Origin of the sequence: Sphaerisporangium sp. NPDC088356, from assembly GCF_040685555.1 — a bacterium.
GTDB lineage: Bacteria > Actinomycetota > Actinomycetes > Streptosporangiales > Streptosporangiaceae > Sphaerisporangium.
In genome coordinates this window covers 41,324-55,427 of record NZ_JBFBIK010000045.1, presented here as the reverse complement: position 1 = coordinate 55,427, position 14,104 = coordinate 41,324, and the positions used below count along the sequence as shown (strand labels likewise).

Below are 14,104 nucleotides of genomic sequence, written 5' to 3'. Positions count from 1 at the left end.
ACCAAACTCCAGCTCTACTCCTGCACCGGCGGCAACAACCAGAAATGGACCTGGACCCGATGACCCACACCCGGCAGACGCAGTCGCTGCCCATCAGCCACCACCAGTTGCGGTAACTCCCCGGCAAGACCAGAAGGCTCGGTGGCCGGAGGCAGTGGAGACCTCCGGCCACCAGGCCCTATACCGACTGCGCGGGCAATGACCGCCGGTCACCAGCTGCGGACTAAGTCCAGCATCATCGGGCTGCGCGGCGCGGTCGGCGGACACGCGGCCGGGCCGTGGAGAAGCACTAGGGGCGGCGCGTCGTGGATACACGGCTACAGGGGCGCGCCCACAGGGCCGTTCCGGCTACCGCCTGACCTGGAGACCACGTCAGAGGTGCATGTCCGCGTCGGGACGCAGGGCCCGGGCACACGTTGTCAGCCCCTCCACCAGCGTCTTGCCCATCGCGTCGTCGACCTCGGCGAGCATGGCCGTCTCGATGGCGTCGAGCAAGCGATCGCAGTGCTTCAGCAGGGACAGGCCCTTACGGGTGAGGTGGGCGCACAGCACCCGGCCGCCGTCCGGGTGCGGATCGCGACGGATCAGCTCACGCCGCTCCAGGTCGCGTATGACGAGGTGCATCGCCTGCGGCGTGACGAAGGCGATGCGGGCTAGTTCCGCCGATGACAATCCGTCGCGCATCCGCAGTTCGCTGAGCACCATGTAGGTGGGGGTGGTGACGCCGTGGCGGAAGAGCGCCTCGTCCAGGCGGGCCCGGATGCGACGCTCCAGCCGGTACACCAGGTAGCTCAGGCGTGGGGCAGGCGGAGCCGGCTGAGAATTCTGAACAGGTCGGCGGGCGCTCACCGGAAGACCATACCGTGCGGCCACCGAATGTAAGTTTCGCGACCGATATCAAGGCACTTGATAACAAGTGGCTTTATAACCAGCCCAAAGGCGCCGTCTCGGGGCCTGGTCGGCGGTCCGCTTCAGGCGTCACCTTGACGACCGATCACGGGCCACGTCTACTTTCAAGCGCCGAACCCGACCTGCGGCATTCCCCCGGCCCGGCGGCCCCGCGCCACCGCGCGGAGGACAAGCCCATACCCAGCAGAGGAGAGCGGATGAAACGATTGACCGCCTTACTCGCCACTGCCTGCGCAGCGCTGCTGTACGCGGCCGCCGCGCTGGTGTTCCCGCATTACGCCGCCGCGGCCACCATGACCGAGGTGACGAACTTCGGCGCCAACCCGGGCAACCTTCGCATGTACGTGTACGTGCCGAACAACGTGCAGCCGAACCCGGCAATCGTGCTCGCCATGCACCCGTGCGGTGGCTCGGGGCCGGGCTTCTACTCCTCCAGCGAGTTCGCGTCGCTGGCCGACAGGTACGGCTTCGTCGCGATCTTCCCGTCAGCGTCGAAGAAGGCCAACTGTTTCGACAACTGGTCGGACGCCTCGAAGGTGCGCGGCGGCCAGACCGACCCGGTGTCGCTCATGTCCATGGTCACCTACGTCGAGCAGCAGTACCACGGGGACCCGAGCAGGGTGTTCGCGACGGGCAGTTCCTCAGGCGCCATGATGACCAACGCCATGCTCGCCCTGTATCCGGAGGTGTTCAAGGCGGGCGCGGCGTTCATGGGAGTGCCGTTCACGTGCTTCCCCAACGAGGCCGCCTACCAGCCGGGTGGCAACTCCGCCCCGTGCGTCGGCAAGACCGCGCAGCAGTGGGGCGACCTGGTGCGCAACGCGAACCCGAGCTACCGGGGGCCGTGGCCGCGGATGCAACTGTGGCACGGCACCAGCGACACCGTCGTCGCCTATGCCGAACTGGAGGAGGAGGTCAAGCAGTGGACGAACGTGCACGGCCTGAACCAGACACCGACCAGTACCGCCACCCCGCAGGCCGGCTGGAACCTGCGCCGCTTCGCCGACGCGTCGGGATCGGTGAAGGTCGAGGCGTACAGCATCCAGGGTGCCGGCCACAGCCTGCCCACGAGTGGCATGGCGGCGGTCGCCATCCAGTTCTTCGGTCTCACCGGAGCCTCGCCGTCCCCGAGCCCGACCGTTTCCCCCTCTCCCACGCCCACCGTCACTCCATCCCCCACGCCCACCGTCACCCCGTCCCCCACCGTCACGCCGACGGCTTCACCGTGCAGGGTCGTCTACACCGCTAACAGCTGGAACAACGGGTTCACCGCGGACATCACGATCACCAACCGCGGTACGACGGCCATCAACGGCTGGACCGTGACGTGGACCTGGCCGGGCAACCAGCAGGTCGCCAACGCCTGGAACGCCACCGTGACCCAGTCCGGAGCGCAGGTCACCGCACGCAATGTGAGTTACAACGGCACCATCGCCCCCGGGGCCGGCACCAGCTTCGGCTTCCAGGCCTCCTACAGCGGTACGAACACGGCGCCCAGCCAGTTCACCGTCAACGGCAGTATCTGCGCCATCACGTAACGGCGAAACGGTCTCCGGTGACGGCTGCCGACAGCGCCGCCGCGCCCGGTTGGCGCGAGCTCACCTAAGGGGTCAGGGCTTGCGCCACACCGTTTCACGAGCCGTTGAACCCGAAGCTGACGTTGCCTCCCCGTCACGGAGGGACGCGAGTGCGATGGTCGCCGAGGAGGCCACTGCCGCGGACCGCGGGCCGTACCGCCTAGCGGTAGCCGGTCGAAGCAGCAGCCAACAGGTGTGCCTCCGGCTGTAGCGGCCCCGGGTCGTCCTTCAGCGGGTGGTGAGGCCGGTGAGGGTCTGGACGACCAGGGGCCCGAGGGTGGGCAGGTGGTAGCCGCCCTCCTGGACGGCCACCACGGGAAGGCCGAGCCGGCCGATCAGGTACCCCGTCCGGTGGTACCCGTCCGCGCTGACCCGGAGCGGGCTCTCGGGGTCGTCGGCCGCCGCGTCCACGCCGAGCGAGACCACGACCGCCTCCGCCCCGTACGACGCGACCGCCGCGCACAGCCGTTCGACCCCGGCGAACCAGGCCTCGTCGCCGGACCCGGGGGCCAGCGGGACGTTCACGGTCGTGCCCCGGCCCGCTCCCGCGCCCTCCTCGTCCGCGAAGCCGAGGTAGTGGGGGAACCACCCCGCCCCCGGATCGACGTGGACCGACCCGTAGAACACGTCGGGCCGTTCCCAGAACACGGCCTGGGTGCCGTTGCCGTGGTGCGCGTCCACGTCGATGATCGCGACCCGCTCGAACCCGTGGCCGCGCAGCGCCTGGGCCGCCACGGCGGCGTTGTTGAGGTAGCACGACCCGCCGTACCCGGCGGGCGCGGCGTGGTGTCCCGGCGGGCGGCAGAGCGCGTACACCGCCCGCGATGTCCCGGCGGCGACCAGGCCGGCCGCTGTGAGCGCCGCGTCCACCGCCGCCCGCGCGGCGGGCCACGTGCCGGGACCGACGAGGGTCATGGTGTCGTAGCACCACAGCCCCGCGCGGGCGTGCACGGCGGTGGGGGTACGCGAGGGCATCCCGGCGAGCATCGCCGAGGTCGGGAAGACGTACGGCACCACGCGATCCTGTCCCGGGTCCCGCGGGTACCCGGCCGTGGCCCACTGCTCCCACACGTCGCGCAGGTGGTCGATCATCCCGGGATCGTGGACGGCGCGGAGCGGGGCGTCGTCGTGGGGGACCGCCTCCACCAGCTCTGCCCCGGCCTCTGCCAGCGCGGCGGCGATCGACGTCGCGCGCTCGGGCACCTCGGTGCCGGGAGTCCTCACCCCGATCCAGATCTCGGCGCCCGGCACGTGCTCCAGGCAGGCCGGCGACCAGACGGCGGTGATCACTTCGAAGCCCCAGGTGGCCTCACCGCGATCACGCGGAGCCTTCCCCGGACGGCCCGGCCGTCCTGAAGAAGCGGTCGAGGACGCGGACGCCGAACTCCAGGGCGGAGACGGGCACGCGCTCGTCGATGCCGTGGAACATGCCGTAGTAGTCGAGGTCGGGCGGCAGCGCGAGCGGGGCGAAGCCGTAGGAGACGACGCCGAGCTCGTGGAAGGCCTTCGCGTCGGTGCCGCCGCTCATGACGTACGGCACGGGGATGGCGCCGGGGTCCTCGGCGACCAGCGAGGAGCACAGCGCGTCGAACGTCGGGCCGCCGGGGTCGGCCGCGGGGGCGTCCTCGAAGCAGACGAACTCGCGGGTGACCTTGGGGCCGAGCAGGCGGTCGACGGTCTCCAGGAACTCGTCCCGGAAGCCGGGCAGGAACCGGCCGTCCACCTGGGCCTCGGCGGACCCGGGGATCACGTTGACCTTGTAACCCGCGTTCAGCATGGTCGGATTGGCGGAGTTGCGCAGCACCGGCCTGAACAGGTCGCCCACCGCGCCGAGCCGTTCGGCCTCGGCGTCCAGCCGGTCGTGGTCGATGGTCTCGCCGAGGGCTGCGGCCAGGGCGTCGAGCATGCCCCGCACCCCGGGCGTGAGCCGCACCGGCCAGTGGTAGGACGCCAGGCGCGACATGGCGTGGCAGAGCTCGGCCACCGCGTTGTCGACCGGCGGCATCGAGCCGTGCCCGGCCACGCCGCTCGCGGTCAGCCGCATCCAGGCCATGCCCTGCTCGCCGACGGCCACTGGGTAGATCCGCCGGCCCTCGTGGTGCACGGTGTAGCCGCCGTCCTCGCTGATCGCCTCCCGGCAGCCCTCGAACAGCGCGGCGTGCTTCCTGGCCAGGAAGTACGAGCCGTACTCGCCGGTGGCCTCCTCGTCCGCGGTGAACGCCAGCACGACGTCCAGGTCAGGCCTGACCCCGGCGTCGGCCCACGACCGGACCAGCGCCAGCGTCATGGAGCAGGTGCCCTTCATGTCCACCGCGCCCCGGCCCCAGACGACGCCGTCGACGATCTCGCCGGAGAAGGGGTGGACGGCCCAGTCCGCGGCGTTCGCGGGCACGACGTCGAGGTGGCCGTGGACGAGGAACGGGTCGCGCGAGGGGGCCGCGCCCGGGACACGGGCGACGACGTTGGCCCTGCCGGGCGCCGACTCCAGGATCCGCGCCTCGATCCCGGCGCCGGCGAGGAGCCCGGCGACGTACTCGGCCGCGCCACGCTCACCGCGTCCCCGGTTGTCGCCCTCGTTGGTGGTGTCCAGCCGGATCAGGTCGGACAGGATCTGCCCGACTCCGGGCGCGGAGGTGGCGGGGGTGGTCAATCAGGCCTCCGTGAGGTGGCAGGCGGCGTGGTGGCCGCGGTCGGCGGGGAGTACGGCCGGCGGCTCGGTCTCGCAGCGCGCGGCCACCTCCTTGGGAAGCACGGCGGCGTAGGCCGGGCAGCGAGGACGGAAGCGGCAGCCCGCCGGGATGCGGGATGGATCGGGCGTCTCGCCCACCAGGACTACGGGTTCCAGCTTGTTGATCTCCGGCACCACCGACAGCAGGGCCTTGGTGTACGGGTGCCGGGGCGCGAGCAGCACCTCGGCGGTCGGGCCGGTCTCCACGATCCTGCCGAGGTACATCACCGCGACGCGGTCGGCGATGTTCCAGGCCAGGCCGAGGTCGTGGGTGACGACCAGCACGGAAAGCCCGAGCTCGGCGCGCAGTTTGAGCAGCAGCGCGAGGATCTCGCCGCGTACCGAGGCGTCCAGGGACGACACGGGCTCGTCGGCGACCAGCACGTCCGGCTCCAGCACCAGGGCGCCCGCGATCACCACGCGCTGGCGCTGCCCGCCGGACAGCTCGTGCGGGTAGCGCAGGAAGAACCGCTCCGGCGGGCGGAGCCCGGCCTTCGCCAGCGCCTCGGAGACCCGGGTCTCCTCGTCGCCGGAGATCCCGTGGATGCGCAGTCCCTCGGCCACGGCCTCGTACACCGTGTGCCGGGGGTTCAGCGATCCCGTCGGGTCCTGCAGGACGAGCTGGACGTGCCGCCGGAACTCCTTCAGCGCGCCCCTGGCGTAGCTCAGCGGGTGGTCGCCGTGCATGACGGATCCCTCGGCGGGGCGGACCAGGCCGAGCAGGCTCCGGGCGAGAGTGGTCTTGCCGCAGCCGGACTCGCCGACCAGGGCGACGATCTCGCCCGAGCCGATCTCCAGCTCGACGCCGTCCACAGCCCGAGCCGTGCCGAAGCGCACGTGGAGCCCGTGGGCGCCGAGGGCGACGCCGGCGCCTCGCGAGGTCTCGCTCATCGGGCACCTCGCAGGAGCCGGAGAGAAAGGGAGCAGGTCATCGGCCGCCTCCCAGGAGCAGGAGGGGAGGGGGCTGGCTCATCGCGCTCCTCGGAGGTCCAGGTTGGGTTCGGTGGCGCGGAGGCAGGCGGAGGTACGGCCGTCGCCCAGCTCGGCGAGGGCGACCTCGGTGGTGGCGCACTTGTCCAGAGCCACAGGGCACCGCGGGTGGAACTCGCACCCGCCCGGCAGGTCGCCGGGGAAGGGCGGGTCGCCGGGCAGCCCGCGCGGGCTGTACCGGAACCGCTCGTCGCCGATCCTCGGGAACGCTCCGGCGAGCGCGGCGCTGTAGGGATGGCGGGGGTCGTCGAAGACGGCGGTGGCCGGGCCCTGCTCGACCACGCGCCCCGCGTACATGACGGCCACCCGATCGCACGTCGACCCGAGCACCGACAAGTCATGAGATATCAGGACCATGGATAGCCCGAGGTCCCTGACCAGCGACGACAGCAGCGCGAGCACCTGCGCCTGGACCATGACGTCGAGCGCCGTGGTCGGCTCGTCCGCGATGAGCAGGCGCGGCCCGCAGGCCAGGGCGAGCGCGACCATCACCCGCTGCCGCTGGCCGCCCGACAGCTGGTGCGGGTAGTCCCTGGCCCGTCTGGCGGGCAGCCCCACCTGCTCAAGCAGCTCGCCGACCCGCCGGTCGGCCTCCTTCCTCGTCGCCTTGGAGTGCAGAAGGATCGGCTCGGCGATCTGCCTGCCGATGCGCTGCACCGCGTTGAGCGAGTGCAGCGCCCCCTGGAAGACGATCGAGGCCTCCGCCCACCTGACGGCCCGCAGCCGCCCGAACGACATGCCGTACACGTCCTCGCCGTCGAGCAGCACCTGCCCGCCGACCTTGGCCGAGCGGGGGAGCAGCCGCAGCACGGCGTTCGTGATCGTCGACTTGCCGCAGCCGGACTCGCCCGCGATGCCGAGCACCTGTCCCGGGGCGACCGAGAGGTCCACGCCCCGTACGGCCGGCACGTCCCCGGCGTAGGTGACGTTCAGGTCCCTGAGCTCCAGCAGAGTCATCTCGTCTCCTTGAGACGGGGGTTGAGCACGGCCTCCAGCGTGCGGCCGATGAGGGTGAAAGCCAGCACCACCAGCACGACGCAGATGCCCGGCGGCATGACGAACCACCACTCGTTGTTGGTCATGGCCCCGGTGGAGAAGGCGTGGTCGAGGATGTAGCCCCAGGACGGCCGGGTCGGGTCGCCGAGGCCGAGGAAGGACAGCGTGGTCTCCGACAGGATCGCGATCGAGACGGTCAGCACGACGTGCGCCATGACCAGGGGCATGACGTTCGGCAGCACGTGCCGGGTCATCTGGTGCCAGTCGCTCGCCCCGAGCGCCTTGGCCCTTTCCATGTACGGCCGCTCGCGCACCGACAGCGTCTGCGCGCAGACCAGCCGGGCCGTACCCGGCCAGGACGTCACCCCGATCACGATGATGATGTTGAGCAGGGACGCGCCCAGGATGGTGGCCATCACGATGGCGAGCGGCAGGAACGGGATGACCAGGAACCAGTCGGACACCGCGTTCAGGATCGACCGCAACCAACCGGAGTAGAACCCGGCCATGACGCCGATCGCGGTGCCGATGACCATCGCGATCACGGTGGCCGCCAGGCCCACGAGCAGCGACATGCGGGTGCCGTGGATCAGCAGGGTCAGCACCGAGCGGCCGTTCTCGTCGGTCCCGAGCGGGTAGCCGGGCGACGGCGCCATGTGCCCGGGGGCCGTGGCCTTGGTGATGTCGAGCCCGGAGGGATCGGCCAGCAGCGGTGCGAAGATCGCGACCAGGGCGAAGACGCCGAGGATCACCAGCCCGGCGATGCCGGTCCGGTGGGAGCGGTAGTCGCGCCAGAAGCGGGTGAGGGTCGCCCTGCGGCGCGCCCTGACGATGGTGGCGGCGGAGGTCATGAGCTACTCACCCTGGGGTCGATGACCGCGTACAGCAGGTCGGCGATGAGCATGAAGACGACCACCCCGATCGAGAAGAGCAGGAAGACGGCCTGGAGCAGGGGGATGTCCGGGCCGCGGAGCGCCTCGTACGACAGCAGGCCGAGACCGGGCCAGGAGAACACCGTCTCGACCGTGATGGCGCCGCCGATCACGAAGCCCAGGTTCATCAGGATGAGCGTCATGGTCGGCAGCAGCGCGTTCGGCACCGCGTGGCGCCGCCGTACGAGATCGTCCCTGAGCCCCTTGGCCCTGGCCAGCTGGAGGTAGTCCTGGCCCACCTCGTCAAGGAGCGAGGCCCGCATGATCGTGGAGTACTCGGCCAGGTAGACCAGCGTCAGCGAGGCCACCGGCAGCACCATGTGCCAGGCGACGTCCAGGACCCCGCCGTCGTCCGGGGTGGCGATGCCGCCGCTCGGGAAGAACGGGAACGCGATCAGGAACATCATGCCGAGCCAGAACTCCGGCATGGCGTAGAGGACCAGCGTGATCGAGGTGGCGCCCCGGTCGAAGCCGCTTCCCCTGCGCCACCCGCTGCGGATCCCGATCCAGACGCCGGCCACCGACGCGATCAGGATGGCGGTGCCCACCAGCAGCACCGTCGGCCAGATCCGCTCGCCGATGACATCCCAGACGGGGCGGTTGAACCGGGTCGAGTTGATCGTGCTGGCGAAGGGGTTGGCGAGGTAGTCCAGGAACTGCGTGCCGATCGGCTGGTTCAGCTGCGCCCGCAGCTTGGCCATCTGGCCCGCCGGCATGTTGCGGCCGCGGTTGTAGAGGCCGACCGGGTCGCCGGGCAGCAGCCGGAACAGGAAGAAGTTGAACACCAGGACGAAGAACAGCGTCCCGAGCGACCAGCTCACCTTGCGGATGACGTAGCCGCTCGTGCCGGTGAGGAGACGGGCACGGGCACGCGTGGCGGTGCCCGGGACGGTCGTGACCGCCATGCCTACTCCCGCTCGTCCGCGCCGGCGGCCCGGCGCCTGCGGGAGACCAGGAGCACGGCGCCGCCGCCGAGCAGGATCACCGCGGCTCCGACGCCGGCGAGCAGGCCGGTGCCCGACCCTCCGGACGAGGTACCGCTCTTGTGGGCCGCCGCGGTCATGGGCTGGAGGTTGAGGTAGGAGTAGGTGCCGTACTGGAACAGGATCGAGCCGTCGGGGTCGGGCTGGGGCACGAACCCGGTCCAGCGGTCGCTGCGGTAGGCGACGTTGTCGTCGTAGTAGTAGGTCACCGCGTAGGCCGCGTCGTCGTAGACCATCTGCTGCATCTGCTTGACGAGCTCGGCGCGCTTGGCCGCGTCGGTCTCACCGGACTGCGCGTCGTACAGCTTGTCGTACGCCGGGTTGCAGTAGAAGGAGTCCGACAGGTCGGCGTAGACCGCGTTGCCGTCCTTGTAGCTGCGCTTGCCGCAGGTGAACACCGAGAGCTGGTAGTCGGGGTCCGGCTCGACCACCCACCCCCACTCGAACATGTCGAACTCGCCCCGGCCGATGATCTCGGTGAGCGCGTCCTCCGACACCACCTTGACCTTGACGTCGACGCCGACGTCCTTCAGCCAGCCCTTGACGAACTCGCCGGTGTTCTGCGACTCCTGCGACTCCTGCCGGGTGAACAGCCGCAGCGACAGCTTCTTGCCGGCCTTCTCCCGGATGCCGTCGGACCCCTTGGCGTACCCGGCGGCGTCGAGGAGCTGGTTGGCCTTGGCCTGGTCGAAGTCCTGCTTGGCGGGCGGCTCGTAGTGCAGGTTCGCGTAGATCGGGGGGACCACCGAGGTGGCGGGCTCGCCGTTGCCGTCGAGCACCCGGTTGACCAGGGTCTTGCGGTCGAGCGCGTGCGAGATGGCCAGGCGGACGTTCTTGTCCTTCAGCGCGGCGCTGCCGTTGCCGATGGGCGTGCCGTCGGCCAGCGCCGCGCCGGTGTTGAAGGCGATCTCGTTGAAGCCGCTGTACTTGGCGGCGCGGGTGGTGATGCCCGGCCTGTCCTTGAGCGACTTGAAGACGTTGGCCTGGAGGTCGAAGGCGTAGTCGATCTCGCCGCGGGTCAGCGCCTGCGCCTCGGCGTCGGCGTTGGTGAAGACCCGGTAGACGACCTCGTCGATCTTGGGTGCGCCCCGCCAGTAGCCGGGGTTGGCGGCCATCCTGATGTACTGGCCCTTCTTCCGCTCCACCAGCGTGAACGGTCCCGAGCCGACGATGGGGGCGCCCGACGGCTCGTTGCTGTAGGACTTCACCTTCTTGCCGTCGACGTCCTTCCAGATGTGCTCGGGCAGGATCGGCACGGCGAGGCGGGTCATGATCGGCGTGGGCTTCTTGACGTGCAGCACCAGCGTGGTGTCGTCGGGCGCCTCGGCCTTGGTGATGTTGGTGACGTAGTTGCCGTAGTTGGTCTTCTCGTAGTCGCCTTGGATTATCCGGTTGAAGGTGTAGGCGGCGTCCCTGGCGGTGAGGGGCCGGCCGTCCGTCCACTTCACCCCCGAGCGGATCTTGTACGTCCAGCTCTTCTTGTCCGGCGCCTCGGTCCACGACTCGGCGAGCAGCGGTGTGGGGGAGAAGTCCTTCGGGCTGTAGCCGATGAGGGGGTCGTACATCAGCCCCCAGACCTCGTAGGCCTCGACGACGATGCCGGTGAAGGGGTTCACCGAGTCCACGTCGGACAGGATGCCGACGGTGAAGACCTTCTTGCCCTGCGACGCGGCGGGGCTCGGGGGAGCGGCGTACGCGGGTGCGGCCAGGCTGCCCATGGTGACCAGCCCGGTGATGAGGGCGAGGACCACCCGGGGCACGCGTGCGCGGGGAAATATCGGCATATCGTCCTCCGGGGGGCGCGATATTCGGGGGTGTGCAGTCGGGTTCTCGGGGCGGTGCGGTCGGTGCCGGGACGGCGGGGAAGGCCGGGTCGCGGCGGCGGAGCGAGGGGCGGGGTGGTCCGGTCGGGGCTCAGGGAACTCTTGACCGACCGCTCAGTCGGAGTGTTAGCGTCCAGCCATGACCGCACCTCCCACCGCTCCCCGCAGGCCCACGATCCACTCCCTGCACGGCGTCGAGCGGGCCGATGACTACGAATGGATGCGGGACGCGGACGCGGTGCGCGGGCACCTGGTCGCCGAGCGGCGGCACTACGAGGCCCAGATGGCACATACCGCCCACCTCCGACAGGAGCTCGTCAGCAAAATGGCTGTACGGACGCCCGAGACTGAGTCTTCAGTCAGTTGGCGCCGTGGGGCATTTGTCTACTACACCCGCACCGTTTCCGGAAGAGAATTCGGCGAGCTCTGCCGTAAAAAGGATGATAAATCAGTCGAAGCTGCGATTTCCGTACTTGATCTCGACGCTCTCGCGGCGGCCACCGGCTACGTCGAGCTGGGGGTCTGCGAAGTCAGCCCGTGTGACCGCTACCTCGCCTATTCGGTCGACACCACCGGGGACGAGGTCTACGAGCTGCGCTTCCGCGACCTGACCACCGGCGAGGACCTCCCCGACCGGGTTCCCGGCACCTACTACACCGGCGCCTGGTCGGCCGACTCCCGGGAGTTCCTCTACACGGTCGTGGACGCGGTCTACCGCCCGTACGAGGTGCGCCGGCATGTCCTCGGCGCCGCCCCCGGGACCGCCGGTGACGCGCTGGTGATCCGTGAGGACGACCGGCGCTTCGAGCTGACCGTACGCGCCGCCAGGTCCGGCGAGCTGATCACCGTCACCGCCGCGAGCCGCGACACCACCGAGGTCTGGCTGGTCGAGGACGCCGGGCCACGCTCCGTCGCCGGCCGCCGCCCCGGCCGCGAGTACCGCGTCGACCACGACGCCACCTCCGGCCGCCTGGTCATCGTGACCGACGACGGGCACCCCGAGTTCCGTACCGTCACCGCCTCCCTGGCCACGCCGGGGCGGCTCGGCGAGTGGACCGAGCTGGGCCGGCCCGGCCAGGCGGAGCGAATCCACGCGGCCGACTGCTTCGCCCACCACATCGTGCTCAGCCTGCGCAGGGGCGGCGAACCGCTGCTCCGGGTCATCCCGCTCGACGGCGGCGAGCCGTACGAGGTCCGCTCCGAGCTGCCCACCGGCCGGATCGCCCACGTGCGCAACGAGGTCTACGACACCCGGTCGATCACCATCGAGACCGGCTCGTACACCGAGCCGACGCGCTGGTTCTCGCTCGACCTGGACACCGGCGAGCGCATGCTCGTCAAGACGGCCGAGGTCCCCGGCTACGACCCGTCGGCGTACGTCAGCGAGCTGCACTGGGTCCCGGCCCGCGACGGCGTCCCGGTCCCGGTGACGATCGCCCGCCGGGCCGATGTGCCGCTGGACGGGTCGGCCCCGTGCCTGCTCCACGGGTACGGCGCCTACGAGGCGACGGACGACCCAGCCTTCGAGACGGCCCTTTCTGTGCTGCTCGACGAGGGCGTGGTGTTCGCCGAGGCGCACATCCGTGGCGGCGGGCAGATGGGCCGCGACTGGTGGCTCCAGGGGCGGTACGGCAACAAGATCAACAGCTTCCAGGACTACATCGACGTCGCCGACTGGCTCGCCGACGGCCGCGTCTCACGGATCGCCACGCGGGGAAGGTCGGCCGGCGGCCTCCTCCAGGCGGCCGTGTACACGCTGCGCCCGGACCGCTGGGCGGCGGTCGTCGCCGAGGTGCCCTTCGTGGACGTCGTCACCACCATGCTGGACGACTCCATCCCGCTGACGGTCAACGAATGGGAGGAGTGGGGCGACCCGCGCCGCAAGGAGGACTTCGACTGGCTGCTGGCCTACTCCCCGTACGACAACCTCCCCGAGGGGAGGCGCCCGTCGCTGCTGGCCACCGGAGCCGTCCACGACCCGCGCGTGCTGGTCCACGAGCCGGCCAAATGGGTCGCCAAGCTGCGCGCCACCGGCGACTCGCCCGTACTGCTCCGCGTCGAGGTCGACGAGGGCGCCCACAGCGGCCCCACCGGCCGCTACGCCCACCTCGCCTACGAGGCCGAGATCTTCGCCTTCATCCTGGACGCCTTCGGCAAGGGGTGACGCGTTCACCGGCCCAGGAAAACGCGCTCACGGTCCTAGATGACGCCGAGGAAGGCGCGGGCCTGCCCGATCGGCATCGGGGGACGCTGGGCGAGCTCCGCGGCCCGCGCGGCCCGCTCGACCAGCTCGGCGTTGTCCCGCACAGGGCGGCCCTTGGCGTAGGTCAGCGTGTCCTCCATGCCTACGCGCAGGTGGCCGCCTCCGGCGAGCGCGCCGAACAGCACCGGCAGTGACGCGCGCCCGACGCCGGTCGCCGACCAGGTGGCCCCCTCCGGCAGCGCCCGCACGGCCGAGGCCATCGTGGCGAGGTCGCCACCGAACCCTCCGGGAACCCCCATCACCAGGTCACAGTGCACGCGACCGCCGTGGGGCGGGCCGTACCGGTCGAGCAGGCGGTGCAGCGAGATGATGTGGCCGAGGTCGAACAGCTCGAACTCCGGGACGATCCCGAGGCCCTGCGTCGCCTGGTACAGCTCCGCCATGAACGGCCACGGGTTCAGGAACACCTCGTCGCCGAAGTTGACGGTTCCGCAGGTCAGCGAGCACGCGTCCGGAGCGGCGTCCAGCACCCTGAGCCGGTCGGCGTACGAGTCGGTCACCGCGCCGCCGGTGGAGAGCTGGACCACCAGCGAGGTCGCGGCCCGCAGCCCGGCCACGGTGTCCTTCAGCCGGGGCAGGTCGAGTGTCGGACGGGCGTCGTCGTCGCGGATGTGCACGTGGACCACGGCCGCCCCGGCGTCCTCGCACCGCTTCGCGGTCGTCACCAGCTCGTCCAGCGTCACCGGGAGCGCGGGCGCCGCGTCCTTGCCGGTCTCGGCTCCCGTGGGGGCGACCGTGATGAGCGTCGAGGTTGTCATGGCCGAGATATTGCCTGGACGGGGGTGCTTGATACAAGATGTTCGCCTGAGTGACCAGTCAGGAAGAGACGCGAGAGGACGGTGAACGATGCGAGAGTTGTCTTTCCGTGAAGAGGGCGGCTGGACCGCGTCCGCGTTCGCCGTC

At 70.6% G+C, this 14,104-nt stretch carries 11 protein-coding genes; 2 read left to right on the top strand and 9 right to left on the bottom strand.

Going from position 1 to position 14,104, the window contains the following annotated elements; genetic code table 11:
• Nucleotides 1-372: 372 nt before the first annotated feature.
• Nucleotides 373-783 (bottom strand): MarR family transcriptional regulator, encoded by a 411-nt coding sequence (locus tag AB0O34_RS18680; protein WP_363916785.1) that lies wholly within the window; start codon nt 781-783, stop codon nt 373-375.
• 323 nt (nt 784-1,106) lie between these two features.
• Here AB0O34_RS18680 and AB0O34_RS18675 point away from each other — a divergent pair, with 323 nt between their 5' ends.
• A complete protein-coding gene (locus AB0O34_RS18675) occupies nt 1,107-2,447 on the top strand; it encodes a PHB depolymerase family esterase (RefSeq protein ID WP_363916783.1) in 1,341 nt (446 codons plus the stop codon).
• A 267-nt stretch (nt 2,448-2,714) separates the two neighbouring features.
• Here the strand turns inward: AB0O34_RS18675 and AB0O34_RS18670 are convergent, their stop codons facing one another.
• From AB0O34_RS18670 to AB0O34_RS18640, 7 genes are all read right to left on the bottom strand, one after another.
• A complete protein-coding gene (locus AB0O34_RS18670; protein WP_363916781.1) occupies nt 2,715-3,776 on the bottom strand; it encodes a histone deacetylase family protein in 1,062 nt (353 codons plus the stop codon).
• A 28-nt stretch (nt 3,777-3,804) separates the two neighbouring features.
• Nucleotides 3,805-5,136 (bottom strand): M20/M25/M40 family metallo-hydrolase, encoded by a 1,332-nt coding sequence (locus tag AB0O34_RS18665; RefSeq protein WP_363916779.1) that lies wholly within the window; start codon nt 5,134-5,136, stop codon nt 3,805-3,807.
• A complete protein-coding gene (locus AB0O34_RS18660; RefSeq protein WP_363916777.1) occupies nt 5,137-6,105 on the bottom strand; it encodes an ABC transporter ATP-binding protein in 969 nt (322 codons plus the stop codon). It abuts the gene before it with no gap.
• A gap of 78 nt (nt 6,106-6,183) precedes the next feature.
• Nucleotides 6,184-7,161, bottom strand: a complete 978-nt coding sequence (locus AB0O34_RS18655; protein WP_363916775.1) for an ABC transporter ATP-binding protein — start codon at nt 7,159-7,161, stop codon at nt 6,184-6,186.
• The gene (locus tag AB0O34_RS18650) at nt 7,158-8,051 is read right to left on the bottom strand and encodes an ABC transporter permease (protein ID WP_363916773.1); all 894 of its coding nucleotides are present in this window, start codon (nt 8,049-8,051) and stop codon (nt 7,158-7,160) included. Before AB0O34_RS18650 ends, AB0O34_RS18655 begins: the two co-directional genes overlap by 4 nt.
• Entirely contained in the window at nt 8,048-9,037 is a 990-nt protein-coding gene (locus AB0O34_RS18645) for an ABC transporter permease (protein WP_363916771.1), read from the bottom strand. Before AB0O34_RS18645 ends, AB0O34_RS18650 begins: the two co-directional genes overlap by 4 nt.
• 2 nt (nt 9,038-9,039) lie before the next feature.
• The gene (locus AB0O34_RS18640; RefSeq protein ID WP_363916769.1) at nt 9,040-10,899 is read right to left on the bottom strand and encodes an ABC transporter substrate-binding protein; all 1,860 of its coding nucleotides are present in this window, start codon (nt 10,897-10,899) and stop codon (nt 9,040-9,042) included.
• Between the two features lie 178 nt (nt 10,900-11,077).
• On the opposite strand from AB0O34_RS18640, the gene AB0O34_RS18635 reads away from it, so the two are divergent.
• A complete protein-coding gene (locus AB0O34_RS18635) occupies nt 11,078-13,102 on the top strand; it encodes a prolyl oligopeptidase family serine peptidase (RefSeq protein ID WP_363916767.1) in 2,025 nt (674 codons plus the stop codon).
• A 35-nt stretch (nt 13,103-13,137) separates the two neighbouring features.
• Here the strand turns inward: AB0O34_RS18635 and AB0O34_RS18630 are convergent, their stop codons facing one another.
• Nucleotides 13,138-13,959 carry a 3-keto-5-aminohexanoate cleavage protein gene (locus AB0O34_RS18630; RefSeq protein WP_363916765.1) on the bottom strand — a complete coding sequence of 274 codons (822 nt, stop codon included), beginning with the start codon at nt 13,957-13,959 and terminating at the stop codon, nt 13,138-13,140.
• Nucleotides 13,960-14,104: the final 145 nt, after the last annotated feature.